The sequence below is a fragment of the Rhodosalinus sediminis genome (assembly GCF_003385555.1).
Lineage (GTDB): Bacteria > Pseudomonadota > Alphaproteobacteria > Rhodobacterales > Rhodobacteraceae > Rhodosalinus > Rhodosalinus sediminis.
Genome location: NZ_QOHR01000001.1, coordinates 198,443 through 224,188 on the forward strand (window position 1 = coordinate 198,443; position 25,746 = coordinate 224,188).

24 protein-coding genes are annotated in these 25,746 nt (G+C 71.6%); 12 read left to right on the forward strand and 12 right to left on the reverse strand.

From position 1 onward, the window contains the following. Positions 1-226: 226 nt before the first annotated feature. Complete coding sequence (gene serS, locus DRV84_RS00995; protein WP_115977877.1) at positions 227-1,522, reverse strand: serine--tRNA ligase; 1,296 nt, start codon at positions 1,520-1,522, stop codon at positions 227-229. Between the two features lie 276 nt (positions 1,523-1,798). On the opposite strand from serS, the gene yajC reads away from it, so the two are divergent. The 9 genes from yajC (at position 1,799) to DRV84_RS01040 (ending at position 8,323) form a co-directional block, all read left to right on the forward strand. After that, positions 1,799-2,089, forward strand: a complete 291-nt coding sequence (gene yajC / locus DRV84_RS01000; protein WP_115977878.1) for a preprotein translocase subunit YajC — start codon at positions 1,799-1,801, stop codon at positions 2,087-2,089. Positions 2,090-2,120: 31 nt separating this feature from the next. Further along, positions 2,121-3,788 (forward strand): protein translocase subunit SecD, encoded by a 1,668-nt coding sequence (gene secD / locus DRV84_RS01005; protein WP_115977879.1) that lies wholly within the window; start codon positions 2,121-2,123, stop codon positions 3,786-3,788. A gap of 1 nt (position 3,789) precedes the next feature. After that, positions 3,790-4,758, forward strand: coding sequence for a protein translocase subunit SecF (gene secF, locus DRV84_RS01010; protein ID WP_115977880.1), 969 nt, complete (start codon positions 3,790-3,792; stop codon positions 4,756-4,758). Positions 4,759-4,815: 57 nt separating this feature from the next. Continuing rightward, on the forward strand, positions 4,816-5,169 hold the full coding sequence (locus DRV84_RS01015) for an Mth938-like domain-containing protein (RefSeq protein ID WP_115977881.1): 354 nt from the start codon (positions 4,816-4,818) through the stop codon (positions 5,167-5,169). A 396-nt stretch (positions 5,170-5,565) separates the two neighbouring features. Further along, the gene (gene ccmA / locus DRV84_RS01020) at positions 5,566-6,177 is read left to right on the forward strand and encodes a heme ABC exporter ATP-binding protein CcmA (RefSeq protein ID WP_115977882.1); all 612 of its coding nucleotides are present in this window, start codon (positions 5,566-5,568) and stop codon (positions 6,175-6,177) included. Further along, on the forward strand, positions 6,174-6,830 hold the full coding sequence (gene ccmB, locus DRV84_RS01025) for a heme exporter protein CcmB (RefSeq protein WP_115977883.1): 657 nt from the start codon (positions 6,174-6,176) through the stop codon (positions 6,828-6,830). Before ccmA ends, ccmB begins: the two co-directional genes overlap by 4 nt. A gap of 59 nt (positions 6,831-6,889) precedes the next feature. Next, positions 6,890-7,636 carry a heme ABC transporter permease gene (locus DRV84_RS01030; RefSeq protein WP_115977884.1) on the forward strand — a complete coding sequence of 249 codons (747 nt, stop codon included), beginning with the start codon at positions 6,890-6,892 and terminating at the stop codon, positions 7,634-7,636. Further along, positions 7,633-7,791, forward strand: coding sequence for a heme exporter protein CcmD (ccmD, locus tag DRV84_RS01035; RefSeq protein ID WP_115977885.1), 159 nt, complete (start codon positions 7,633-7,635; stop codon positions 7,789-7,791). The genes DRV84_RS01030 and ccmD overlap by 4 nt, the downstream gene beginning before the upstream one ends. Beyond that, on the forward strand, positions 7,778-8,323 hold the full coding sequence (locus tag DRV84_RS01040; RefSeq protein ID WP_115977886.1) for a DsbE family thiol:disulfide interchange protein: 546 nt from the start codon (positions 7,778-7,780) through the stop codon (positions 8,321-8,323). Before ccmD ends, DRV84_RS01040 begins: the two co-directional genes overlap by 14 nt. Before the next feature lie 192 nt (positions 8,324-8,515). On the opposite strand, the gene acnA is transcribed toward DRV84_RS01040, so the two are convergent. Continuing rightward, positions 8,516-11,302, reverse strand: a complete 2,787-nt coding sequence (gene acnA, locus DRV84_RS01045; RefSeq protein WP_115977887.1) for an aconitate hydratase AcnA — start codon at positions 11,300-11,302, stop codon at positions 8,516-8,518. 253 nt (positions 11,303-11,555) lie between these two features. Here acnA and DRV84_RS01050 point away from each other — a divergent pair, with 253 nt between their 5' ends. Beyond that, positions 11,556-12,254, forward strand: coding sequence for a DUF1223 domain-containing protein (locus DRV84_RS01050; protein ID WP_115977888.1), 699 nt, complete (start codon positions 11,556-11,558; stop codon positions 12,252-12,254). Here the strand turns inward: DRV84_RS01050 and DRV84_RS01055 are convergent. From DRV84_RS01055 to DRV84_RS01080, 6 genes are all read right to left on the reverse strand, one after another. Then, a complete protein-coding gene (locus DRV84_RS01055) occupies positions 12,218-13,150 on the reverse strand; it encodes a lysophospholipid acyltransferase family protein (protein WP_115977889.1) in 933 nt (310 codons plus the stop codon). The genes DRV84_RS01050 and DRV84_RS01055 overlap by 37 nt on opposite strands. A gap of 6 nt (positions 13,151-13,156) precedes the next feature. After that, the gene (locus tag DRV84_RS01060; RefSeq protein ID WP_205026713.1) at positions 13,157-14,068 is read right to left on the reverse strand and encodes a DMT family transporter; all 912 of its coding nucleotides are present in this window, start codon (positions 14,066-14,068) and stop codon (positions 13,157-13,159) included. Positions 14,069-14,291: 223 nt separating this feature from the next. Beyond that, positions 14,292-14,453 carry an adenylosuccinate lyase gene (locus DRV84_RS01065; protein ID WP_115977890.1) on the reverse strand — a complete coding sequence of 54 codons (162 nt, stop codon included), beginning with the start codon at positions 14,451-14,453 and terminating at the stop codon, positions 14,292-14,294. A 52-nt stretch (positions 14,454-14,505) separates the two neighbouring features. Further along, the gene (purB, locus tag DRV84_RS01070; protein ID WP_115977891.1) at positions 14,506-15,819 is read right to left on the reverse strand and encodes an adenylosuccinate lyase; all 1,314 of its coding nucleotides are present in this window, start codon (positions 15,817-15,819) and stop codon (positions 14,506-14,508) included. Between the two features lie 249 nt (positions 15,820-16,068). Further along, entirely contained in the window at positions 16,069-17,574 is a 1,506-nt protein-coding gene (locus DRV84_RS01075; protein WP_115977892.1) for a type I secretion protein, read from the reverse strand. Between the two features lie 61 nt (positions 17,575-17,635). Then, on the reverse strand, positions 17,636-18,853 hold the full coding sequence (locus DRV84_RS01080) for a bifunctional alpha/beta hydrolase/OsmC family protein (protein WP_115977893.1): 1,218 nt from the start codon (positions 18,851-18,853) through the stop codon (positions 17,636-17,638). A gap of 432 nt (positions 18,854-19,285) precedes the next feature. Between DRV84_RS01080 and DRV84_RS01085 the strand changes: the two genes are divergently transcribed. Continuing rightward, on the forward strand, positions 19,286-20,101 hold the full coding sequence (locus tag DRV84_RS01085; RefSeq protein ID WP_115977894.1) for a heme-dependent oxidative N-demethylase family protein: 816 nt from the start codon (positions 19,286-19,288) through the stop codon (positions 20,099-20,101). Here the strand turns inward: DRV84_RS01085 and DRV84_RS01090 are convergent. From DRV84_RS01090 to DRV84_RS01105, 4 genes are all read right to left on the reverse strand, one after another. Then, entirely contained in the window at positions 20,066-20,914 is an 849-nt protein-coding gene (locus DRV84_RS01090) for a serine/threonine-protein kinase (protein WP_115977895.1), read from the reverse strand. The two genes, DRV84_RS01085 and DRV84_RS01090, sit on opposite strands and share 36 nt — an antisense overlap. Before the next feature lie 298 nt (positions 20,915-21,212). Further along, complete coding sequence (locus DRV84_RS01095) at positions 21,213-21,974, reverse strand: hypothetical protein (protein ID WP_115977896.1); 762 nt, start codon at positions 21,972-21,974, stop codon at positions 21,213-21,215. Positions 21,975-22,145: 171 nt separating this feature from the next. After that, the gene (glnA, locus tag DRV84_RS01100) at positions 22,146-23,552 is read right to left on the reverse strand and encodes a type I glutamate--ammonia ligase (RefSeq protein WP_115977897.1); all 1,407 of its coding nucleotides are present in this window, start codon (positions 23,550-23,552) and stop codon (positions 22,146-22,148) included. A gap of 41 nt (positions 23,553-23,593) precedes the next feature. Continuing rightward, positions 23,594-23,932, reverse strand: coding sequence for a P-II family nitrogen regulator (locus DRV84_RS01105; protein ID WP_115977898.1), 339 nt, complete (start codon positions 23,930-23,932; stop codon positions 23,594-23,596). A 227-nt stretch (positions 23,933-24,159) separates the two neighbouring features. Between DRV84_RS01105 and DRV84_RS01110 the strand changes: the two genes are divergently transcribed. Then, positions 24,160-25,734, forward strand: coding sequence for an NAD(P)H-hydrate dehydratase (locus tag DRV84_RS01110; protein WP_115977899.1), 1,575 nt, complete (start codon positions 24,160-24,162; stop codon positions 25,732-25,734). The last annotated feature ends 12 nt before the right edge of the window (positions 25,735-25,746 follow it).

Genomic DNA, 25,746 nt, shown 5'->3' on the forward strand with positions numbered 1-25,746 from the left:
TCACGCGTGCGCGGTTCGGGCGAGGGGCGCTGCCCCTCGCGCTCCCCGGAGTATTTCCGCCAAGATGATGGGAGGGCGCCGGTCCATCATCTTGGTCCAAATACTCTCGGGGGGTGAATTGGCCGCAGGCCAAGAGGGGGGCAGACAGCCCCCCTCCTACCCCTCTCCCTCGAGCCCGAGCGGCGCCGGNCCCGGCCCGGCGCGTGCGCCGGGCGCCGATCGGGCGTCAGCCCAGCCGCCCGTCCGCGTCGATGCGCCGCGCGCCGCCCAGCCAGGGGGCGAGCGCCGCGGGCAGGGTGACCGAGCCGTCGGCATTCTGCCCGTTCTCCAGCACCGCGATCAGCGCGCGGCCCACGGCGAGGCCCGAGCCGTTCAGCGTGTGCACGAACTCGGGGCGCGCGCCCTCCTCGGGGCGGTAGCGCGCGTTCATGCGCCGCGCCTGGAAGTCGCCGCAGACGGAGACCGAGCTGATCTCGCGGTAGGTGCCCTGGCCGGGGAGCCAGACCTCGATGTCGTGGGTCTTTTGCGCGCCGAAGCCCATGTCGCCGGTGCAGAGGACGACCGTGCGGTATGGCAGCTCCAGCTTCTCGAGGATCGCCTCAGCGCAGCGGGTCATGCGCGCGTGCTCTTCGAGGCTCTCCTCGGGCCGCGTGATCGAGACCATCTCGACCTTCTCGAACTGGTGTTGGCGCAGCATGCCGCGCACGTCCTTGCCCGCGCTGCCCGCCTCCGAGCGGAAGCACTGCGTGTGCGCGGCGTAGCGGCGGGGCAGGGCGCCCGCGTCGAGGATCTCGCCCGCGGCGAGGTTGGTGAGCGTCACCTCGGCCGTGGGGACGAGCCACCAGCCCTCGTCCGTCTTGTAGCTGTCCTCGCCGAACTTCGGCAGCTGCCCGGTGCCGAACATCATCTCCTCGCGCACCAGTACCGGGGTCCATGTCTCGGTCAGCCCGTGCTCGGTGACATGTGTGTCGAGCATGAACTGTGCGAGCGCGCGGTGCAGCCGCGCCACCGCCCCCGACATCACTACGAAGCGCGAGCCCGATAGCTTCGCGGCGGCCTCGAAGTCGAGGCCCGCGGCGGCGGCGGGGATCTCGAAGTGTTCCCTCGCGTCGAAGTCGAGCGCGCGGGGCGCGCCCCAGCGGCGGATCTCGACGTTGTCGCCCTCGTCCGCGCCCTCGGGCACGTCGTCGAGCGGCAGGTTGGGGAGGCGGGCGAGGGCGTCCTGCAACTCTGCATCCTTCGCCTTCGCCTCGGCCTGCATCGCGGCGACCTCGGCCTTTTTCTCGGCCACGAGCGCGCGCAGGCGCGCGAACTCCGCCTCGTCGCCGGCGGCCTTGGCCTTGCCCACCTCCCTTGACGCGCGGTTCTGCTCGGCCTGCGCCGCCTCGGCCCTCTGGATGGCGTCGCGCCGCGCCGCGTCGAGCGCGCGGAGCGCGGCCGAGGCCGGCGCCTCGCCGGGCCGGCGCGTGAGCGCGGCGTCGAAGGCCTCCGGATTGTCGCGGATGAAGCGGATGTCGTGCATGGGCGCCCTCACTCGATCTGTCGCGGCGCCTTATGGCGGATTTCGCGGGGCGAGGGTAGGGCGCCCGACGGGGGGCCGCGTCCCGGGGCGGCCGGGCGTGCGGCGCCGTCCCGGTCCTTCCCCGAAGGCAGGCTACCGGCCCGCGGGGGATGCGTCCATGTGCCCGCGGGGCGCCTGGCCCGGCGCCGTCGGCGCCGCTTGCATCGGGGCACTGCCCCGCATAGGTTCCGCCAAACTTTTGCGGGGGTCGCCCCGCGCTTTCTCAGGGAGTTCCCGATGGACGGTGCCGGCGCCTTCGCCCAGCTTCTGCCGCTGATCCTGATCTTCGCGATCATGTATTTCCTGCTGATCCGCCCGCAGCAGAAGCGCGTCAAGGAACATCAGAAGATGGTCGAGGCGCTGCGGCGCGGCGATCAGGTGGTCACGCAGGGCGGCCTCATCGGCAAGGTGACCAAGGTCAAGGACGACAACGAGATCGAGGTCGAGGTCTCAGACAACGTCCGCGTGCGGGTCGTCAAGAACACCGTGGCGCAGGTGCTGAACAAGACCGAGCCCTCGGGCAGCTGACCCCTCCGGCCGCGCGGAAAGGGCCCGCCTCATGCTGCAGATCGACCTCTGGAAGCGCGTCCTGATCTGGGCGGCCGTCGCGGTGGGGCTTCTCCTCGCGCTGCCGAACCTCTTCTACGAGCACGTCGAGACGCACAACGACGCCGTCGCTGCAATCGAGGCGCGCGGCGGCGAGGCGACGCCGGAACTCGCCGCCGAGGCGGCGATGTGGCCGGACTGGATGCCGTCGAGCCTCGTCAACCTCGGCCTCGACCTGCGCGGCGGCGCGCATCTCCTGGCCGAGGTGCAGGTGGGAGACGTCTACGAGAGCCGGATGGAGGCGCTCTGGCCCGAGGTGCGCGACGTGCTGCGCGACGAGCGCGACGTGGTGGGCACCATCCGCCTCCAGCCCTCGGCGCCCGACGCCCTGCGCGTGCGGCTGTCGCAGCCCGAGGGCATGAGCCGCGCGCTCGAGGTGGTGGGCGGCCTCGCGCGGCCGGTCGGCGCGGCGGCGGGCGCCGGCGCGCAGGATCTGGAGGTGCGCGCCGAGGGCGACGAGCTGGTCGTCACCCTGTCCGAGGCCGAGAAGCGCGCGACCGACGACCGCACCGTGCGTCAGGCGCTCGAGATCATCCGCCGCCGGATCGACGAGGTGGGCACGCGCGAGCCCACGATCCAGCGGCAGGGCGCGGACCGCATCCTGATCCAGGTGCCGGGCGTCGGCTCGGCCGCCGAGCTCAAGGAGATCATCGGCACCACCGCGCAGCTCACCTTTCATCCCGTGGTCAGCCGCAACGCCGACCCAGATCAGCCGCCGGGCATCGGCAACGAGACGCTGCCGTCGATGGACCAGGAGGGCGTGTTCTACACGGTCGAATCCGCCCCCGTCGTCACCGGCGATCAGCTCGTCGACGCGCAGCCCTCCTTCGACGAGAACGGGCGCCCGGCGGTCACCTTCCGCTTCAACCCGACGGGCGCGCGGGCCTTCGGCGACTACACGGCGGCCAACATCGGCAACCCCTTCGCCATCGTGCTCGACGACGAGGTGATCTCGGCCCCCGTCATCCAGAGCCACATTCCCGGCGGCAGCGGCATCATCACCGGCAACTTCACGGTGGAGGAGTCCACGAACCTCGCCGTGCTCCTGCGCGCCGGCGCGCTGCCCGCGGGGCTGGATTTCCTCGAGGAGCGCACGATCGGCCCCGAGCTCGGCGCCGATTCGATCGAGGCGGGGCGGATCGCCACCATCGTCGCCTTCGCCGCAGTGCTCGCCTTCATGGGGCTGAGCTACGGCCGCTTCGGGCTCTTCGCCAACGTCGCGCTGATCCTCAACATCGCGCTCGTCTTCGGGCTTTTGTCGCTCATCGGGGCGACGCTGACGCTGCCCGGCATCGCGGGGATCGTGCTGACCGTCGGCATGGCGGTGGACGCCAACGTCCTCGTCTTCGAGCGTATCCGCGAGGAGTTGCGCACCGCGCGCGGGCCCTCGCGCGCGATCCAGCTCGGCTACGAGAAGGCGCTCTCGGCGATCGTGGACGCCAACCTGACCACCTTCATCACCGCGGTCATCCTTTACGTGATGGGCTCGGGCCCGGTGCGCGGCTTCGCGATCACCCTCGGGCTCGGCATCCTGACCTCGGTCTTCACGGCGATCTTCGTCACGCGGCTCCTGATCGTGATGTGGTTCGAGCGCCGCCGCCCCCGGACGCTGGAGGTCTGACATGCGCCTGCGCCTCGTTCCCGAAAACACGTCCTGGGATTTCTTCTCGCGCCCGAAGCTCTGGCTCGGCATCTCCGCGGGGCTGATCCTTCTGTCGCTCGTCTCCTTCGTGCTGCAGGGGCTGAACTACGGCATCGACTTCCGCGGCGGCACGACGATCCGCACCGAGAGCGCGGAGCCGGTGGACGTCGGCGCCTATCGCGACGCGCTGCAGGCGCTGGAGCTCGGCGACATCACCATCTCCGAGGTCTTCGACCCGACCTTCGGTCCGGATCAGAACGTCGCCATGGTCCGCATCCAGGCGCAGGAGGGGCAGGAGAGCGTCACGGTCGAGACGATCGAGCGCGTGCGCGGCGCCCTGCAGGAGGTCGCGCCCGACATCGAGTTCGTCTCGGACGAATCGGTCGGCCCCAAGGTCTCGGGCGAGCTCATCCAGACCGCGATCATCGCGGTGCTGCTCGCCATCGGGGCGGTGCTCGTCTACATCTGGCTGCGCTTCGAGTGGCAGTTCGCCCTCGGGGCGGTCGCGGCGCTGGTGCACGACGTGGTGCTGACGATCGGCATCTTCTCCGAGCTTCAGATCCGCTTCGACCTCGCCATCATCGCGGCGCTGCTGACCATCGTCGGCTACTCGCTCAACGACACCGTGGTCGTCTTCGATCGGGTTCGCGAGAACCTGATGAAATACAAGAAGCGGCCCCTGCGCGAGGTGCTCAACATCTCGATCAACGAGACGCTGAGCCGGACCTTTATGACCTCGGCGACGACGCTTCTGGCGCTGATCTCGCTCTTCGTGCTCGGCGGCGACGTGATCCGCGGCTTCGTCTTCGCGATGATCTGGGGCGTGATCGTGGGCACCTATTCCTCGATCTTCATCGCCTCGGCGACGCTCCTCCTGCTGGGGGTGAAGCGCGACTGGTCGAAGCCGGATCAGACCGCGGGCACGCAGTTCGGCGACGTCGACGCCTGACCCCGTGACCGGGCAGGGGCGGCGTGCTAGGTCCGCGGCGAGCGACGGAGAGGACCCATGCGCATCAACGAAGTGGTCTACAACGACGCCCTGCCGGTGGACGGCTACGGCCCCGGCTTCTTCCGCGTGGGCGGCGAGCTGCGCGAGGGCGCGGTGCTCTTGACGCCCGCGGGCGCGCGCGTCTGGGGCGGCTACGAGGACACCGCGCCGCTCCTCGCGCTCGCCGGTGAGGTGGACGTGCTCTTCCTCGGCACCGGGGCGGAGATCGCGCATATCCCGGCCGACCTGCGCCGCGCGCTGGAGGAGGCCAACATCGGCGTCGAGAGCATGGCGACCGGCCCCGCCTGCCGGAGCTATAACGTGCTCCTGTCCGAGGGGCGGCGCATCGCGCTCGCCGCGCTCCCGGTCTGAGGGGGGCGCCGGGGCCTCGCCGGGCGCCGCGCCCGCGTGACGAAGGCGGGCGGCGCGCGGTGGACGCGCGGCCGGGGTCGGCGGCTGCGACGCGAGCCGAGCTATCGCGGGTGTGGCTGGTTGCCGCGGTCGTGACGGGCGCCGCGGCGCCGGGGACGCGGCCGGGACCGGTGGTCATGACAGGCGCCGGGGCGCCGAGCGTGCGGCCCGGTGCGGTGGCCATGACAGGCGCCGCCGCGTCGGGCGCACGACCGGACTGCACTCCCGCTCAAGGGGCTGCGGCGCCGGGTGCGCGCCCTGCTCCGCCCACCCCGCAACGTAGCCCCGCGCGCCCCCGGCGGCGGGACGCCACGCGCCCGCTTCCCCCCGCGCGCGGTTTGGGCTAAGCGAGCGGGGATGCTTCTGTCGGTGCACGATCTGGCCGTCGCGCGGGGCGGCGTTCCCGTCCTCGAAGGGCTGAGCTTCGCGCTCGCGCCGGGCGAGGCGCTGATCCTGCGCGGGCCGAACGGCTCGGGCAAGACGACGCTGCTGCGCACGGTCGCCGGGCTGCAGCCGCCGCTCGCGGGGCGCATCGACGCCGCCTCCGACGCCATCGCCTACGCCGCCCATGCCGACGGGCTGAAGGCCACGCTGACGGTGACCGAGAACCTGACGTTCTGGGCGCGGGTCTTCGGCACCGGCGACATCGCGCCGGCGCTCGCCGCCTTCGCGCTCGAGGATCTGGCCGACCGGCCCGCCGGCGCGCTCTCGGCCGGGCAGAAGCGTCGGCTGGGGCTCGCGCGGCTGCTGGTCACCGGGCGGCCGGTCTGGGCGCTCGACGAGCCGACCGTCTCGCTCGACACGGCGGCGGTGGGGCTTTTCGCCGACGCGGTGCGCGCGCATCTCGCGCGCGGGGGCGCGGCGCTCATCGCCACGCATATCGACCTCGGGCTGGAGGCGCGGCATTTCGACGTCGCCGTCTGCAAGGCCAGCCCGCGCGCGGCCGCCGAAGACGAGGCTTTCCTGTGATCGCGCTTCTGGCCCGCGACCTGCGGCTCGCCGTGCGCGCCGGCGGGGGCTTCGGCCTCGGCCTCGCGTTCTTTCTGATCGTCACGGTGCTGGTGCCCTTCGGCGTCGGGCCGGAAACGGAGCTTCTGGCGCGGATCGCGCCGGGCATCCTCTGGATCGGCGCGCTGCTCGCCTGCCTCCTGTCGCTCGACCGCATCCTCGCGCTCGACTGGGAGGACGGGAGCCTCGACCTGCTGGCGACCGCGCCCCTGCCGCTCGAGGCGCTGGTCAGCCTCAAGGCGCTCGCGCACTGGATCACCACGGGCCTGCCGCTCGTCCTGGTCGCGCCGGCGCTCGGCGTGCTGCTGAGCCTGCCGGCGGAGGGGTATCTCTGGATCCTCGTCTCGCTCGCGCTGGGCACGCCCGCGCTCTCGGTGATCGGCACCTTCGGCGCGGCGCTCACCGTGGGCATCAAGCGGGGCGGGCTCCTGTTGTCGCTTCTGGTGCTGCCGCTCTACGTGCCGACGCTGATCTTCGGCGCCGAGGCCGCGCGGCGGGGCGCCGAGGGGTTTTCGACCGCGACGCCGCTCGCGCTGCTGGCGGGCATCACCTTCGGGACGATCGCGCTTCTGCCCTTCGCCTCCGCGGCGGTGTTACGCATCAACCTGCGGTGAGGCAGATTGCGCAGGCGGCCGTGACGGACTAGATCAGACCGAGGATCAGGGGACCGACGATGGAACAGCGCGCTACCGCTTCGCTCTGGGAATGGGCCAACCCGGTCAAGTTCCTGCGCCTTTCCGGCTGGCTTCTGCCCTGGGTCTCCTGGGGGGCGGCGATCTGCCTCGCCGTGGGGCTCGTCTGGGGCTTCTTCTTCACGCCGGACGACTTCCGGCAGGGCTCCACCGTGAAGATCATCTATCTGCACGTGCCCGCGGCGCTGATGGCGATCAACATCTGGATCATGATGCTGGTGACCTCGCTGATCTGGGTGATCCGGCGGCACCACGTCTCGGCGCTCGCCGCCAAGGCCGCGGCGCCCGTGGGCGTGGTGATGACGGCGATCGCCCTCGTCACCGGCGCGCTCTGGGGGCAGCCGATGTGGGGCACATGGTGGGCCTGGGACCCGCGGCTGACGAGCTTCCTGATCCTCTTCCTCTTCTACCTCGGCTACGTCGCGCTCTGGGAGGCGATCGAGAACCCGGATACGGCGGCGGACCTGACGGCGATCCTCTGCCTCGTCGGTTCGGTCTTCGCGCTCCTGTCGCGCTATGCGGTGCTCTTCTGGAACCAGGGGCTGCATCAGGGCGCCTCGCTCTCGCTGGATGCCGAGGAGAACGTGCACGACGTGTTCTACATCCCGCTGCTGGTCTGCATCGCGGGCTTCGTCCTCCTGTTCGTGGCGCTCCTGCTGCTGCGCACGCGCACCGAGATCCGCGCGCGGCGGATCAAGGCGCTTCAGGCGCGGGAGCGGGCGGCATGATGCCGGATCTCGGAAAATACGCCTTCGCGGTGCTCGCCTCCTACGGGTCGAGCCTCGCGCTCCTCGCGGTGATCGTCTGGGCGAGCCTGCGCCGCGCGCGGCGGATCCGCGCCGATCTCGAGAAAGTGGAGGCCCGCCGCGATGGCAAGAGTTAGCCCCCTGATGGCGCTGCCGCCGGTCCTCTTCGTGGCGATCGCGACGCTCTTCTATTTCGGCATGAACCGCGAGAACAAGGACGCCATCCCCTCCGCCCGGCAGGGGCAGCCGGCGCCGCCGGTGCAGCTGACCGCGCTTCAGGGCAAGACGCCCTTCACCGACGCGGACCTGCGCGAGGGGGGCGTGAAGCTGGTGAACTACTGGGCGAGCTGGTGCGCGCCCTGCCGCGTGGAGCATCCGCATCTCGAGACCCTCGCCGACGAGGGCATCCCGATCTACGGCGTCAACTACAAGGACGAGCCGGGCAAGGCGCTCGGCTTCCTCGAGGAGCTGGGCGACCCCTACGCGGCGATCGGCGCCGACGCGAGCGGGCGCATGGCGCTTGACTGGGGCGTCTACGGGGTGCCCGAGACCTACGTGATCGACGCCGACGGCACCATCGTCACCCGCTTCGCCGGGCCGATCACCGAGCGCGTGCTCGAGACGACGATCATGCCCGCGATCGAGGAGGCCGGCGGCCTGCCCGAGTAGGCGTCACGCGCCGAAGATCACCGCCAGCGCGATCAGGGCCGCGGCTTCGAGGCCCGAAGCGAACAGGCCGGGCCACGCCCGGCCGTGTGAGCATTTTCGCATGTGCCCTCCGCAAACGCGTTACCCCCGCCGGGGGGCGGGGGTAACAGCGTCGTCTTGACGAAGGGTTGACCGGCGCGGGGCCGGGCGGCGTCACTCCGCCGCCATCGGCTCCTGCGCGAGGTTGCGCAGCACGTAGTGCAGCACGCCGCCGTTCTCGACGTATTCTTTCTCGACCGCGGTATCTATGCGGCACTTGAGGGTGATGTCCTTCGTCGTGCCGTCGCCGTAGGTGATCGTGGCGGTCACCTCCTGCTGCGGCTTGACGTTCTCGAGCCCCTTGATCGTCACGCTCTCGTCGCCCGTCAGGCCGAGCGTCTTGCGCGTGTCGCCGCCAGTGAACTCGAAGGGGATCACGCCCATGCCGACGAGGTTGGAGCGGTGGATGCGCTCGTAGCTCTCGGCGATCACGGCGCGCACGCCGAGAAGCGCGGTGCCCTTCGCGGCCCAGTCGCGCGAGGAGCCGGCGCCGTACTGCTCGCCCGCGATCACGACGAGCGGCACGCCCTTTTCCTGCCAGGCCATCGCGGCGTCGTAGATCGGCATCTGCGAGCCGTCCGGGCCGAGGGTGTAGCCGCCCTCCACGCCGTCCAGCATCTCGTTCCGGATGCGGATGTTGGCGAAGGTGCCGCGCATCATCACTTCGTGGTTGCCGCGGCGGGAGCCGTAGCTGTTGAAGTCCTTCGGCGCGACCTGCCGCTCGGTCAGGTACTTGCCCGCGGGGGTGTCGGCCTTGAACGCGCCGGCCGGCGAGATGTGGTCGGTCGTCACCATGTCCCCGAAGAGGCCGAGGATGCGCGCGCCCTCGACGTCCTCGATGGTGCCGGCCTCGGGGCTCATGCCCTGGAAGTAGGGCGGGTTGCGCACGTAGGTCGAGGTCGCGGGCCAGTCGTAGGTCTCGCTGTCGGTGGTCTCGACCGCGCGCCACTTCTCGTCGCCCTCGAAGACGTCGGCGTATTTCTCCTGAAACGCCTCGCGGGTGACGGTCTTCTCGACGAGCTCCGCAATCTCCTTGGGATCGGGCCAGATGTCCTTGAGGTAGACGGGGTTGCCGTCCTTGTCCTCGCCCAGCGGTTCGCGGGTGATGTCGACGTTCATGTCGCCCACCAGCGCGTAGGCCACGCAGAGCGGCGGGCTGGCGAGGTAGTTGGCGCGCACGTCCGGGCTGATCCGGCCCTCGAAGTTGCGGTTCCCCGAGAGCACCGAGACGCCGATCAGGTCGTTGTCGTTGATGCACTTGGAGATTTCCGGCGCGAGCGGGCCGGAGTTGCCGATGCAGGTGGTGCAGCCGTAGCCCACGAGGTTGAAGCCGATGGCGTCGAGATCCTCCTGCAGCCCCGCGGCCTCGAGGTAGTGCGAGACCACCTGCGAGCCCGGCGCGAGCGAGGTCTTGACCCACGGCTTGCGGTTCAGGCCCAGCTCGCGCGCCTTCCGCGCCACGAGCCCGGCGCCGATCATCACGTAAGGATTCGAGGTGTTCGTGCAGGAGGTGATCGAGGCGATCACGATCGAGCCGTCGTGCATCTGGTAGTGATGCTCGTCGGTCTGCACGAATCCGCGCTTGTGGTGGCCCTCGTCGCCGGGGATCTCCACCGGCTCCGGCGCGCCGCCTTCGCCCTCCCAGCGGACCTCGGAGGTGTGGTTGACGTTCTCGCACTCGCGCTGGCCCTTGACGTAGGCGTGGAAGGCCGAGGCCGCCTTGTCGAGCGCGATGTAGTCCTGCGGCCGCTTCGGCCCCGAGATCGCCGGCACGATGGTGCCCATGTCCAGATGCAGCGTGTCGGTGTAGACGGGCGCGTAATCCGGCCCGCGCCACATGCCGTTGGCCTTGGCGTAGGCCTCGACCAGTTCGACGCGGGTCTCGTCGCGCCCCGTCTGGCGCAGGTAGCGCAGCGTTTCGTCGTCCACGGGGAAGAAGCCGCAGGTCGCGCCGTATTCGGGCGCCATGTTGGCGATGGTCGCGCGGTCGGCGAGCGGCAGGTGATCGAGCCCGTCGCCGTAGAACTCCACGAACTTGCCGACGACGCCCTTGGCGCGCAGCATCTCCACGACCTTGAGCACGAGGTCCGTGCCGGTCGCCCCCTCCATCATGCGCCCCGTCAGCTCGAAGCCCACGACCTCGGGAATGAGCATCGAGATCGGCTGGCCGAGCATCGCGGCCTCCGCCTCGATGCCGCCCACGCCCCAGCCCAGAACGGCTGCCGCGTTGATCATGGTGGTGTGGCTGTCGGTGCCCACCAGCGTGTCGGGATAGGCGACCTGTTCGCCCGACTGGTCGGTGTCGGTCCAGACCGTCTGCGCGAGGTACTCGAGGTTCACCTGGTGGCAGATGCCGGTGCCCGGCGGCACGACGCGGAAGTTGTCGAAGGCCTTCTGCCCCCACTTGAGGAAGGTGTAGCGCTCGATGTTGCGCTCGTACTCCCGGTCCACGTTCATCTGAAAGGCGCGGGGGTTGCCGAACTCGTCAATCATCACGCTGTGGTCGATCACGAGGTCGACCGGGTTGAGCGGATTGATCTTCTGCGCGTCGCCGCCGAGCTTCTGAATGCCGTCGCGCATCGCGGCGAGGTCGACCACCGCCGGCACGCCGGTGAAGTCCTGCATCAGCACGCGCGCCGGGCGGTAGGCGATCTCGCGCTGGGTCTTGCCGCCCTGCGCCGCCCAGTCGGAGAAGGCGCGGATGTCGTCGGTGTCGACGGTCTTGCCGTCCTCGAAGCGCAGCATGTTCTCGAGCACGACCTTGAGCACCGCGGGCAGGCGCGAGAAGTCGCCGAGCCCGGCCTCCTCCGCCGCGGGGATCGAGTAATAGGCATACTGCGCGCCGCCCGCCTCGAGGCGGCGGCGGGTGCTGGCGGTGTCCTGTCCGGTGACGATGGGCATCTGCTGGCCTCCGTGAGGTGTCTGCGGGCGCGCGGCCGGTCGCGTGACCGATCGGGCCGCTGGCGCCGCTCTCGCGTCGCATGTATCCCCTCGGCGGCCCGCGGATCAAGAGGGGGCGGGGCATTTTTGTATACGACGGTGCACATACGCCGGTCGCAGCCCTCTCGCAAAACGGTGATTGGCCTTCGTGCTTCCGCGCGCTTTAGTGCTATGTCGGCGGAAGGGGCACGACGACACCGGGGCACGTGACGTGATGTTCGGACTACTCAGGCTCGGCGCGGCGCTCTGGATGGCGCTGGCCGCGAGCGTCGCCGCGGCGGGCGAGCGCGGCGTGCTGGTGGAGCTCTTCACGTCGCAGGGCTGCTCGGCCTGCCCGCCGGCGGACCGCCTGCTGGGCGAGCTCGCGGCGCGCGACGACGTGATCGCGCTCTCGCTGCACGTCGATTACTGGGATTACATCGGCTGGGCCGACAGCTTCGCGCAGCCCCGCTTCACCGCGCGGCAGAAAGCCTACGCCCGCGCCGCGCACAGCCGCTCGATCTTCACGCCGCAGATCATCGTGGACGGCGAGGATCGCATCATGGGCGCCAAGGCGATGACCGTGATGGACCGCATCCGCGCCCACGCCGAGGCGCCGCGGCCCGTCTCGCTCTCGCTCCGGCGCGAGGGCGGGCGGCTCTTCGTCACCGTCTCGGCCGAGCGGCCCGTGGGCCCGGCGGTGATCCAGCTCGTGCGCTACCGCCCCTCGGCCACGGTGCACATCACCCGGGGCGAGAACGCGGGGCGCACGGCGGAGTATCACAACATCGCCACCACCTGGCGCGCGCTCGCGCGGTGGGACGGGGCGGCGCCCCTGCGCCTCGCGACCGAGATCGAGGGGGAGCGCCCGGTCGTCGTCATCGTCCAGTCCGAGCGTCATGGCCCCGTGCTGGCCGCCGCGCGCCTGCGCTGACGCCGCGCCTGCCGCTCGGGCTTCCAGCGGCGGTGAATCCAGAACCACTGCTCCGGCGTCTCGCGCACGCGCGCCTCGAGCCGCGCGCTCATCTCGCGCGTCATCTCCAGCGGGTCGCCATGCGGCACGGGCGCCTCGAAGACGATGCGGAACGAAAGCCCGTCCGGCCCCCGGATGCCGAAGAAGGGGATGAGCTCCGCGCCGGTCTTGCGCGCGATCTCGGCGGCGGAGGTGAGCGTCGGCGCAGGCTTGCCCAGAAAGTCGATCGGCGCCCCGGCGCCCGCGTAGGTGTCGAAGAGCAGAACGCCCATGCCCCCCGCCCGCAGGTGCCGCACGAGCCCCATCGTGCCCCGGCGGCCCTGTTCGAACACCGGGCCGGAGAGCGCGTGCATGTTCGCCGCGTAGTGGGCGTTGAAATGGGGGTTGGCCATCGGCCGGTAGAGCCCGCCCACCCGGTGGCCGCGCTCCACGAGGGCCGCGCGCGGCGCCTCGTGGTTGCCGAAATGCCCGGTGACGAGGAGCACCGGCCGCCCCTCGGCCTGCGCGGCTTCGATCGCCGCGAGGCCCGCCCCCTCGGGCGGCCGGCCGCGCACCCGCGCGCGCAGGCCCGCGACGTCGTAGTTCTCGATCATGGTGCGGCCCGCGTTCTCGGCCGCGGCGTCGGCGATGCGGCGGCGCTCGGCCTCCGGCAGGTCGGGCCAGACGTGGGCGAGGTTGGCCCGCGCCCGCGCCCGCCACCCGGCGAGCGGCGCGACCACCCGGCGCATGAGCCACCCCATCAGCCGCACACGCGCGCCCCAGGGCAGGAGGAGCGCGAGCCGGATCGCCGCCTGCCCGGCGAGGTCGGTGGCGCGGTCCAGCCGGTCGTCGCGCGGGGATTTCGCCCGTTTCGCCATCGGTCTTCAGGCGGCCCGCGTCTCGCGGTGCCAGACGTAGACGCCCGCGCCGGCGATGACGCTCATTCCCGCGAGCGTCCAGAGATCCGGCACCTCGTCGAAGAAGAGGAGCCCCCAGAGCGTGGCGAAGACGAGCCCGGCGTAGGCGAAGGGCGCGACGAGCGCCGCCTCGCCCTGCTGCAGCGCGGTGATCAGCAGGAGCTGCGCGAGCGTGGCCAACACGGCGAGCGCGCCGACGCGCAGGAGGGTGCCGGTGTCGAAGGTCGGCCAGTGGAAGGGCACGATGCAGGAGAGCACGACCGCGCCGAGGAGCCCGGTGTAGACGAGCGAGGTCCAGCGGTCCTCGTCCCGCCCGACGAAGCGCGTGGTCAGCGCATAGGCCGAGTAGAAACAGGCCGCGCCGAGCGGCAGCAGCGCGTGCGGCGTGAAGACCGCGGTGCCGGGCCGGATGATCAGCAGCGCGCCGACCAGCGCGGCGAGCACCCCGAGCGCCCGGCGCGGGCCGAGCCGTTCGCCGAGAAAGAGCGCGGCGCCGAGCGTGATCAGCAGCGGATTGACGTTCATCACCGCGGTCGCCTGCGCGATCCCGATGTTGGCGAGCCCCCAGAAGAAGAGCGCCGTCGCGCCCAGCAGGTAGAGCGAGCGCAGCGCCTGAAGCCCCGGGTAGCGGGTGCGCAGCACCGACCCGAGGCGCGGCGCCACGAGGATCAGCACCACCACCGTCTGCCCGAGATAGCGCACCCAAAGCGTCGGCACGATGCCGATGCGCCCGGTCAGCGCCTTCGCCGTGGCGTCCATCAGCGTGAAGCAGAAGACCGCGCCGATCATCAGGAGGATCGCCCGCGCCGCGTTGCCGGGCGCGGCCCCGGCGCGGGGCGGCGGCGGTGTCGGGGCAGGCGAGGGGGCGAGCGGCGGCATGGCGCGACACTAGGCCCGGCCCCGGCGGGTGTCCATGCCGCCCCGCGCCGCGATGGCGCGCGCGATCGCCCACGCGCCGGGCGCCCGGCGGGGCCCCCGCCGATCTCGGCCGGCGCCCGCCTTCTGCGGCTTCCCCGCGCGCCGACGCCGCGCGCGGCCCCCTGACCCATTCAACAGAAAGGGCGACCCGCGGGGCCGCCCTTTCGCCGCAAGGCCGGGGCTCTCAGCCCATCACTTGCTTGACGCAGGCCTGCTGCTCGGAGTCCCAGACCATGCCGTCGGCGCAGGACATCGCCTGATGCGACTTGCCGGCGCACATGGCCATCGACATGGCGGGCACGAGGGTCAGCGCCGTGGCGGCGGCGAGGGTCTTCAGCTTGGACATCACACTCTCCCTTTCGCTGGCCGGGAACAGGGTAGCATGACGCCGGGTCAGATCAATCGCCGGTCTCGCCGAAAACGCGCGCGAAGATCGTGTCGACGTGTTTGAGGTGGTAACCGAGGTCGAACTGCGCCGCGATCGCCTCTTTTCCGAGCGCCGCGACGACGTCGTCATCGGCCAGAAGCTCGGTCTGGAAATCGCGGCCCTCTTCCCAGACCTTCATCGCGTTGCGCTGTACCATCCGGTAGGCGGCGTCGCGCGTCACGCCGGCCTGCGTCAGCGCCAGAAGCACCCGCTGGCTCATGGCGAGGCCGCCGAGGCGGTCCATGTTGGCCTGCATCCGCTCGGGATAGATCACCAGCTTGTCCACGACCTGCGTCAGCCGCGCGAGCGCGAAGTCGAGCGTCACCGTCGCGTCCGGCGCGGTCACCCGCTCGACCGAGGAATGCGAGATGTCGCGCTCGTGCCAGAGCGCCACGTTCTCCATCGCCGGGATCACCGCCGAGCGCACCAGCCGCGCGAGGCCCGTCAGGTTCTCCGACAGCACCGGGTTGCGCTTGTGCGGCATCGCCGAGCTGCCCTTCTGGCCGGCGCTGAAGAACTCCTCGCCCTCGAGCACCTCGGTGCGCTGCATGTGCCGGACCTCGGTGGCGAGGTTCTCGACCGAGCTCGCCACCACGCCCAGCGCGGCGAAGAAGGCCGCGTGCCGGTCGCGCGGGATCACCTGCGTCGAGATCGGCTCGGGCGCGAGGCCCATCCGCGCGCAGACGTGCTCCTCCACCCGCGGGTCGACGTTGGCGAAGGTGCCCACCGCGCCGCTGATCGCGCCGGTGGCGATCTCCTCGCGCGCGGCGACGAGGCGGCGGCGGCCGCGGTCCATCTCGGCGTAGAAGCGCGCGAAGGTGAGGCCCATGGTCGTCGGCTCGGCGTGGATGCCGTGGCTGCGCCCGATGCGCACGGTCTCCTTGTGCTCGAAGGCGCGGCGCTTCAGCGCGGCGAGCAGCGCGTCCATGTCCGCGATCAGGATGTCGGCGGCGCGGGTGAGCTGCACGTTGAGGCAGGTGTCGAGCACGTCCGAGCTGGTCATGCCCTGATGCACGAAGCGCGCCGCGTCCTCGCCCACGATCTCTCCGAGGTGGGTGAGAAAGGCGATGACGTCGTGCTTGGTGACCGCCTCGATCTCGGCGATGCGGTCCACGTCGAAGGTCGCGTCCCTGGCTTTCCAGACCGCCGCGGCGTTCTCCTTCGGGATGACGCCGAGCTCGGCCATCGCGTCGCCCGCGTGCGCCTCGATCTCGAACCAGATGCGGAAGCGCGTCTCGGGCGACCAGACGGCGACCATCTCGGGGCGGGAATAGCGGGGGATCATGCGGCGCTCCTCTCAGGCTCGCGCGGGGTCTAGACCGCGCCGGGGCCCGAGACAAGCGGCTCAGCCGCCGCCCGCAAGGGCGAGAAGCGGCAGGAGGAGAAGCGCCGCGATGCCGGCGCCGAGGCCCCCGTCGCTGCCCCCGTCGCTGCCCCCGTCGCTGCCGCCGTCGTCGCCGTCGTCGTCCTCCGGCGGCTCCTCCTCCGGCGGCGGCTCGGTGCCCGAGGCTTCGGCGAACGCCCCCGCGAAGCTCTAGGTCATCTCCGGTCCGTCGAAGGTGACCTGCAGGATCTCGCGCGGGTCCAGATCGGCCGAGAGGGTCGTGCCCTCGACCGCGGCGCCCTCGGGGGCCTCGGTCACCGTGGCGCGGGATTCGGTGCTGTCGGGGTCCTCGCCGTCGCCCACGCCGATGCGCGTCAGGGTCACCGCGCCGGGATCGGAGATCAGGTTGGAGAGATCGACCTCGGCCGTCTCCGCCTCATCGCGCGTGTTGGCGAGATAGGCCACCATGCGGTCCGGCGCGGCGAACATATGCACGTCCACGGCGCCGTCGTCGGTCGAGGTCTCGGTCTCGCGCGACTGCGCCCTCAGATCCACCGCCCGCGTGCCCGGAAGCGCCGCCTGCATCTCGGCGAAGAGCGCGCCGGCCGGCGTCAGCTCGGTCTCGCCCACCTCGCCGCCGAGGGTGTTGGCGGTGTTCTGCTGGAGCGGCCAGACATGCGCCGCCTCCACGTCGGCGAGGCCCATCGCCTCCACCGTGTTCAGAAGCTCGTGCGCTTGGTCGAGGCCGTAATCCTCGCCCCGGTCATACAGTTCCGTGGAAGCCGAGCGGTTCCACTCGGTCACGTAGGTGTCGAGCTCCGGGCGGTCGTCCTGCCAGGTGATGTCGATCGTCTCGAGCTCGAAATAGCGGCTGTTCTGGTTCTCGGGCCCCTTGGAGTAGAGGTGCGTCACCACGTCGTCGATCGCCGGCGCCTCCGTCGCGTCGAACTCGTTCCGGATTAGCGCGTCGGCGACCCGGGGCCAGGCCACTTCGCCGTTGAGATACTCGTAGGTGGGGGTGTCGAGGGTGACGCCGTAATCCTCCTCGATCGCGTCGAGGATGTCGCGCGAGCTGCCGAGGTCGCCGTACTCCGGCTGCAGGTCCGAGTTGTCGAAGTTCTTGCCCGACTGCACGAGGATATCCGTCTCCTCGAAGCGCTCCGCGCGGGGGTGGGCGGTGAGCTCCTCGTCCACGATGCGCGCCATCTCGCTCGCGACGCGCCCGTATTCGGTCGAGCTCATCTCGCCGCTGCCCCAGTACTCGTTGCCGATCTCGATCGCCTGAAGCTCGGGGTCGCCGTAGGCGCCGTCGAGCGTGTCGCGCAGGAAGCCGCGCAGCTCCTCCTCCTCGACGGCGGCGAACCGTTCCCCGTTTTCGTCCCGCGCCTCGGACAGCTGATTCCGCGTGGGCAAAACGAGGTTCACCGCGCGGTCGGTCTCCTCGGCCCAGCCCATGAACTCCGACATGGGCAGGAAATCGATCGTCTCGCCGGTGGCGACGTCCGTGACCCGATCGTTGTCCGGGTTCGAGATGTCGAAATAGGTCTCGGTCAGCGCGCCGCCCGGATAGCGGATCTGCTCGACGCCGAGCGCGTCGGCGATCACCGGATAGGTGTCGTCCGGCCCCACGCCGTCGCGCGTGGCGAGGATGTTGCCCCCGAACATCTCCCCGGGGATGGCGTTGTCGTCCACACCGACGACCGACGGCTTGACCATGCGTGTTCACCTCTTCGCTGCTTTCAGCGAACGCGCGGGCCCGGTCTCCGGTTCCGTAAGGTTACCCGCTGGCGCGCTCGGTCTCGATCCGGCTTCGCCGCTCGAGCGTTTGGTGCACGGGGCACTTGTCGGCGATCTCCATCAGCCGGGCGCACTGCTCCTCGGTCAGATCGCCGGTGAGGCGGATCACCCGGCGAAAGACGTCGATCTTGGCGCCGCCGCTCTCCTCGGCGTCCGCGGCGTGGCGCTTGGCGTGGGTGACGTCGACCGACACGTGGTCGAGCGGCCAGCCCTTGCGCCGGGCGTACATGCGGATCGTCATCGAGGTGCAGGCGCCGAGCCCGGCGGCGACGAAGCCGTAGGGCGACATGCCCTGGTTCGTGCCGCCCACGTCCCGCGGCTCGTCGGCCTGCGCGTGATGCCAGGGCCCCGACTGGATATCCTGCAAGAAGCCCTTGGGATCGGATTCGCTCACCCGGACCACGCCCTCGGGCGCGTCGGCGGGCGGCTCGGGCTGCTCGAGCGCGAGATAGCGCCGCGCCCAGGCCGCGATCACCGAGGCCGCGTAATCCGCGTCGCGCGCGCGGCTCACGAGGTGGTCGGCGTCGTCGAGGGTCACGAAGCTCTTGGGGTGTTTCGCATTGGTGAAGATGCGCGTGGCGTTGTCGATGCCCACCACCGCGTCGCGCGGGGCGTGCATCACGAGAATCGCGCGGCGCAGATTGCGGATGTCGTCGACGAGGTCCGCGCCCTCCACGTCCTCGAGGAACTCCGCCGAGATGGTGAAGGGCCGTCCGCCGAGGTCCACCTCGGCGCGGCCCGTCTCGCGGATTTCGTCCAGGTTGGCGCCGAAGTTGTGCGTGACGTGCTCGGGGTCGCAGGGCGCGTTCAGCGTGGCGACGGCGCGCGCGCCCTCGATCCGGCGCGCGGCGCGCAGCACCGCCGCCCCGCCCAGCGAGTGCCCGATCAGGAGCGACGGCGCGAGCCCGCGCGCCTCGAGCGCGGCGGCGGCGGCGACGAGGTCCTCGACGTTGGAGCTGAAGGAAGTGTTGGCGAACTCGCCCTCGGAATGGCCGAGCCCGGTGAAGTCGAAGCGCAGCACCGCGATCTCCATCGCCGCAAGGCGGCGCGCGATGCGCCGCGCGGCGGCGATGTCCTTGCCGCAGGTGAAGCAATGCGCGAAGAGCGCCGTCGCCGCGGGCGGGCCCGCCGGCCGCTCGAGCCGCGCGTCGAGGGTGTGCCCGTCGTGGCCTTCGAAGGTGAAGCGCTCGCTCTGCATCGCGTCTCTCCCGGCAGTGATCCGCGCGCAGCCTGTCGGCCGCGCGCGCCCGGTGCAAGCCGCCTCACGCCGATCTCGCGCGCCGGTGACGCGGCCGGGCGAAGCCGCTTGGAAGCGGCTTCGCAAGCGGTTTTCAAACCGCTTGCCGCCCGGTGGCGCGAGTCGCGCTCGGGCGGCCGGGCGCGGCGCGGTTCGGGCCGGGGGCACCGGCGCCGGTGGTGGTCGGAGCGAGATGGACACGCCGGGCGTCCGCGCGCTCAGTCGATCAGCGTCGAACGGAAGGGCGCGGCCGAGCCGCGCGCCGCGGGACGGCCCGGCCTTGCCGGTGGGGCGGCCATGGGCTTTCATGCCCGGCATGGGCCGCGCCCGCCCGGGCGCGGCGGGGCGGGCGTCGTGTCCGGCGTGCCCATGCAGCGTGACGGAGGTGAAGGCATGCGACACGAGGGGCAGGGGCACGACCCGGAGGCGGCGCAAGCGGCGCGTGCCGGGACCGACGCGCCCGTCCTTCAGCGCCGCATCCCCTTCGACACGACCGCGCCGCGCCTGCCGGGCACGGCGCCGCTCGACCCTGCGGCGTGGCTCCTCGCGGACGAGGCCTTCGCAGCGCAGATGGCGCTCCGCGACTGGCTGATCGGAGAGCGGCGCGACGCGGTGATCCGGCTCGACCCGGCGGCGCGGCCCGCGGCGGAGGAGCTTCTGGAGGTGACCCTCGCGCATCTCGCCACGCGGCCGGGCTACCGGATCGACGGCGCGCGCGTCCTGCGGCCCGACGGCGTCTCCGTCCCCCTCGACCGGGGCGATCCGATGGCCACGCTCGGCCGCCTCGCGCAGGAGGATTTCTGCCTGATGGAGAAGCGCGGCGCCGAGCATGTGCTCACCGCCGCCGTGCTCTGCTTCCCGGCGAGCTGGACGCTCTCGCAGAAGTTCCTGCGCCCGCTCCTGCGCATCCACGCCCCGGTCGCGGAGTACGACGCGGCGCTCGCGCGGCGGGTGCAGCGCCTCTTCGACGGGGTGCAGCCGGGCCGGCCGCTCTGGCGCTTCAACCTGTTGGCCTACGACGACCCGGCGCTCTTCCAGCCGCGCCGCGAGGGCGAGGCGCGTGCCGCCGCGCCGGACGCGGGCTACCTGCGGGCCGAGCGCCAGTGCATCCTGCGCCTGCCGGCCACGCGGGCGGTGGCCTTCACGATCCACACCTGGGTCGTGGCGCGGGGCTCAGACGAGGCCGGAGAGGCTGGGCATCATGCCTGAGGCGCCGAGCGCGAGGAAGGTGCCCGTCAGGGCGAGGGCATGCGCGCTCAGCCGGAAATCCTCGCCGCGCATCAGGTTGTAGACCGCGAGCGAGGCGCCGACCGGCGGCGCGAGGATCGCCACGGAGGCGTTGACCGTCCAGGTGGCGAGGCGCGCCTCGATGGGCATGGCCACGTCGTCCGCGTCGGAGGCGGGGGCGCTCTGCGTGCGGCGCCGGGCGCCGCTCCGGGGCGAGGCCCGGTCCCAGGCCCGGTCGAGCTCTGGCGCGACGAGGTCGATGTCGGGGAAGATGTCGATCGCGTCCCCCGCGTGTCCGGGCGTGGTATCGGCGGGCGCGTCGCTCCGCGCGAGGTGGAATTCCGAGCGGAACCGCGCGCTCGTCATCAGCCCGGCGTGGCCCGGCAGGCGCACGAGATCCGCCTCGGTGCGCGCGATCAGCGTGTCGACGACCTGCGCCAGAACGGCCGACAGCGTCGCCTCGTCAACGCCCGGGTCGATCGCGAAGACCTGCAGCGAGACGAGCGCGGCGGGCGGCGCGATATCGGGATAGGCCTCGGCGAAGACCTCGAGGCCGGGGCCGAACTCCTCCGGCGGGACGGTGCCGCCACGCTCGGGGGGCGCGAAGATGTCGAAGCGCGTGCAGACCGTCGCGCCGGGAACAGCCTGCGGGTCGTCCGAGATGCCCGCGGCGGTCGCCGGCTCTCCTGTCGCGCGCTGGGCGGCCGCGATGTCGTCGCGCATCGCCGCCCGGTCGAAGGCGCGGTCCCCGGAAAAGATCAGGACCGCGTGATGAATCACCCCGTCGCCGCTCATGGTCCCCTCCAAAACGTCTCGTTTCTTCCGAAAGTTGTAGAGGTCGATCGGGGAGAAACTGTGTCGAGTTCCCAGAAACAGTTGGGCAATTCCGCGTCCACGGGCCGATTGTCGCCACGGATGGAACGGACGGGCGCGCAAGGTCTTGCGATTCGCGGGGATGGCGCGTGTGCGCCCGCGCGCCGGGCCTGTCCGGCAGCGCCGCGCGCGGTCCGCGGGGCCATGCGGCGGCACTTCCGCGGACACGTCATGCGTGTGAGGGGCGGGCAGGTGCGCTCGACGCCTGGCGCGTCACGGGTCAGACCGGCATCAGCGCAGCGACCTGTGCGAAGGCGCCGGTATGCTCCAGCGCCGTGAACAGCCCGACGAGCGAGCAGGCCTGCGCGGAGAGGCGCAGGTTCGGACCGTCGCGAAGCTGGACGGCGAGGAGGACCGGGGCCAGCGGCAGCCAGATCAGGGCGGCCGCCCCCGAGAAGGCCCAGGCGGCGAGGCGCAGCGGCGCGCTCTGCGGCGCGTCGTCGGTGCCCTGCGCCGGGGCCGGGGTGTCGGTGACGAAGGCGGCGCGCAGGCCGGCGTCGCCGGCCGCGCCAAGGGTGTCCCGGGCCGGGGCCGGACGCGATACGGGGCGCGGGGCGTTCCGGACCGCGCCGGGGCGCGCCGGGCGGATACCGCCGGCGGCGCGGCGCGCGAGTGCGATGAACTCCTGCGCGTCGACGACGCTGGTTTCGTCCTGCCATTCGATCTGTTCGGGAGTCAGGCGCACGGCGAGGCGGTAGACGAGATGGAGCAGCAGCGCCTCCCCCGTGGTGCCGGGCTCCTCGCGCGATCGGTCGGCCACGCGCAGCGACAGCCGCGCCGCCCCCTCGGCGGCGAGCCGCACCGTCGCCTCGTCGGTGCGCAGCCAGAGCGCGCCGTCGGCGCGGAGCCCCGCGTCCTCGACCGTCTGCCCGGCGCTCTCCAGCCAATCGCCGATGCGGTCCATCAGCGTCTCGGGCGAGGGCGCGGGCCCGGCGAGGCGCAGCGCGGCGAAGTGGCAGGGCATCTCGGTCACGGCGGTCATCGGCCCCTCCTGAAACGCGTTCAGGTTGTGCGTAGCCTGTCTCTGGGGCGATTCTTGGGGGCGATTGTGCCGGAATTGGGGCGATCCGCGCCGCGCTGTCGCAATCCTGCGTTGCGCGCATGAAAAAGGGGCGCCCGTTCGGGCGCCCCCTCGGCTGGCCGTGAGCGCGGCTCAGCAGCTGTAGTACATCTGGAACTCGACCGGGTGCGGCGTGTGCTCGTAGCGCTCGATCTCTTCCATCTTCAGCTCGACGTAGCCCTCGATCTGGTCCTTGGTGAAGACGTCGCCTGCGAGCAGGAAGTCGTGGTCGGCCACGAGGGCGTCGATCGCCTCGCGCAGGGAGCCGCAGACCGTCGGGATGCCCTGAAGCTCCTCCGGCGGCAGGTCGTAGAGGTTCTTGTCCATCGCCTCGCCCGGGTCGATCTTGTTCTTGATCCCGTCGAGGCCGGCCATCAGCAGCGCCGCGAAGGCGAGGTAGGGGTTGGCCGAGGGGTCGGGGAAGCGGGCCTCGACGCGCTTGGCCTTCGGGCTCTCGGCCCACGGGATGCGGATGCAGCCCGAGCGGTTGCGCGCCGAGTAGGCCCGCAGCACCGGCGCCTCGAAGCCCGGGATCAGGCGCTTGTAGGAGTTGGTCGAGGGGTTGGTGAAGGCATTGAGCGTCTTGGCGTGCTTCAGCAGCCCGCCGATGAACCAGAGCGCCTCCTGGCTGAGGTCGGCGTATTTGTCGCCCGCGAAGAGCGGCTTGCCGTCCTTCCAGATCGACATATTGACGTGCATGCCGGTGCCGTTGTCGCCCGCGATCGGCTTCGGCATGAAGGTCGCCGTCTTACCGTAGGCCTGCGCGACGTTGTGGATGACGTACTTGTACTTCTGAAGCTCGTCGGCCTGCTTCTTGAGCGAGTTGAAGATGAGGCCGAGCTCGTGCTGGCAGGAGGCGACCTCGTGGTGGTGCTTGTCCACCGCCATGCCGATGCGCTTCATCGTCGACATCATCTCGGAGCGGATGTCGTGCCCGTCGTCGAGCGGCGGCAGCGGGAAGTAGCCGCCCTTCACGCCGGGGCGGTGGCCCGTGTTGCCCATCTCGTACTCGGTGTCGGTGTTCCAGGAGCCGTCCTGGGCGTCCACCTCGTAGGAGACCTTGTTGATCGAGGCCGAGAAGCGGACGTCGTCGAACAGGAAGAACTCCGCCTCCGGCCCGAAGAAGGCCATGTCGCCGATGCCGGAGGACTTCAGGTAGGCCTCGGCCTTCTCGGCGGTGCCGCGCGGGTCGCGCTCGTAGGGCTCGCCGGTGTCGGGCTCGCGGATCGAGCAGTGCAGCGCCAGCGTCTTCTCGGCGAAGAAGGGATCGATGTAGCCGCTGTCGAGGTCGATCTCCATGTTCATGTCGGAGGCTTCGATCCCCTTCCAGCCGTTGATCGAGGAGCCGTCGAACATGAAGCCCTCGTCGAGGAAGTCCTCGTCCACCTCGTCGGCGATCACGGTGACGTGGTGCACCTTGCCGCGCGGGTCGGAGAAGCGAAGGTCGACGTAGGCGACCTCCTCGTCCTTGATCGTCTTGAGAATCGATTCCTTGCTCATTCCCTGCGTCCCTTTCGCTTGCTGGGGTCTCGTTCGGGGTCTCAGATCGCGTCCGAGCCGCTCTCGCCGGTGCGGATGCGGATGGCCTGTTCCACGGGGCTGACGAAGATCTTGCCGTCGCCGATCTTCTCGGTCTTGGCGGCGGCGACGATCGCCTCGACGGCGGCGTCGACCTGCGCGTCGTCGAGCACGACCTCGACCTTCACCTTGGGCAGGAAGTCCACCACGTATTCGGCGCCGCGGTAGAGCTCGGTGTGGCCCTTCTGGCGCCCGAAGCCCTTCACCTCGATCACGCTGAGGCCCTGCACGCCGACGTCCTGCAACGCCTCCTTCACCTCGTCGAGTTTGAACGGCTTGATGATCGCTTCGATCTTCTTCATGGCGGCCTCCTCGCTCCGGTCAGTCCGGGTCACACCACGGCCCGCGGGGGCGCTCAATCGAATTGCGCCGGAGGGGCGCGGGGCGCGCGGGCTGGGCTCCGGCGGCGGCGCGAATTTGGGCATAGCGCGCAAAAATCGGGCAGTTTGTGAAAACGCCGCCGTGGGCTTGTCCCGGGCGGCGCCCGGCGGCCATATCCCGAGGGGAGCGAGGCGACGCGAGGTGCGGGATGACCGAGACTGCGGGCGAGCCGCTCGTGACGGCGGCGCAGATGCGCGCGCTTGAGACGCGCGAGATTGAGGCCGGGCGCGTCACCGGCTGGGCGCTCATGTCCCGCGCGGGCGAGGGGATCGTCGCGGCGCTCCTCGCGCGGTGGCCCGCGCTCGTCGCGCGGCCGCACCGCGCGGTGGTGCTCTGCGGGCCGGGCAACAACGGCGGCGACGGCTTCGTGGTGGCCCGGCTGCTGAGGGGCCGCGGCTGGCAGGTGCGCGTGCTGCACTGGGGCACGCGCGAGAAAATGTCCGCCGACGCGCAGGCCGCGCACGACCGTTGGCGCGCGCTGGGCCCGGTCGAGCCGATGGACCCGGAGGCGATCGCCGCGGCGCGCGCCGATCTCTTCGTCGACGCGATCTTCGGCACCGGGCTCTCGCGCGCGGTGCCGGATCTGGTGCACGACGCGCTCGACGCGGCGCGGCGCGCGGCCGATGCCTCCGCCGGCCGGCTGGTCGCGGTGGACATGCCGAGCTGGTTCTCGAGCGATTCGGGCGCGCATCTGGGCCGGGACAACCCGGCGCGCTTCGATCTGTTGGCGGCGGTGCGGCCGATGAAGCTCGGCCAGTTCACCGGCGCGCTGCCGGCCCATGTCGCGGCCGTCGCCCCGGTCGAGATCGGCCTGCCCGCGCCGGAAGAGGCGGTGCGCCTGATCGGCCCGCCTGACGATCTCTCCAAGCCCGCCGGCACGGCGGCGCACAAATACACGCAGGGCCACGCGCTCGTGCTTTCGGGCGGTGCGGGGCGCACCGGGGCGGCCCGCCTCGCCGCGCGGGCGGCGCTCCGCGTGGGCGCCGGGCTGGTGACGCTGGGCGCGCCGGACGACGCGCAGGCGGAATGCGCGGCGCAGCTCACGGCGGTGATGCTGCGCGAGATCGGCGAGGGGCGCGCGCTCGCCGCGGCGCTGGAGGACCGGCGGCTCGACGCGCTCTGCCTCGGCCCCGGCCTCGGCGTGGACGAGAGGGGCGCGGGGCTCGTGGCGGCGGCGCTCGCCTCGGGGCGGCGCGCGGTGCTCGACGCCGACGCGCTGACGCTGCTCGCCGACCCGGAGCGGGGGCTCTTCGCGTCGCTCCACGCGGGCTGCCTCCTGACCCCGCACATGGGCGAGTTCGCGCGGCTCTTCCCCGATCTGGCCCGCCGCGTGACGGAGGAGGCGGCAGAGGGCTGTTCGCGCGCCGACGCCGTCCGCGCCGCGGCGGCGCGGGCGGGCTGCACCGTGCTGCTCAAGGGCGCCGATACCGTCGTCGCCGATCCGTCGGGCGACGTCGCGCTCAACGCCGCGCTCTACGACCGCGCCGCGCCGTGGCTGGCGACGGCGGGGGCGGGCGACGTGCTCGCGGGTCTCGCCGCGGGGCTCATGGCGCGGGGGCGCTCGCCCGCGCGGGCCGCGACCGCCGCGGCCTGGCTCCATGTCGAGGCGGCGCGCCGGGTCGGGCCGGGCCTGATCGCCGAGGATCTGCCCGAGGCGCTGCCCGCGGTCCTCGCCGCGCGCGAGGCCGAGGCGCCCGCGGGCGCCGGGATACCCGGGGGATGACGACTTTCCCGC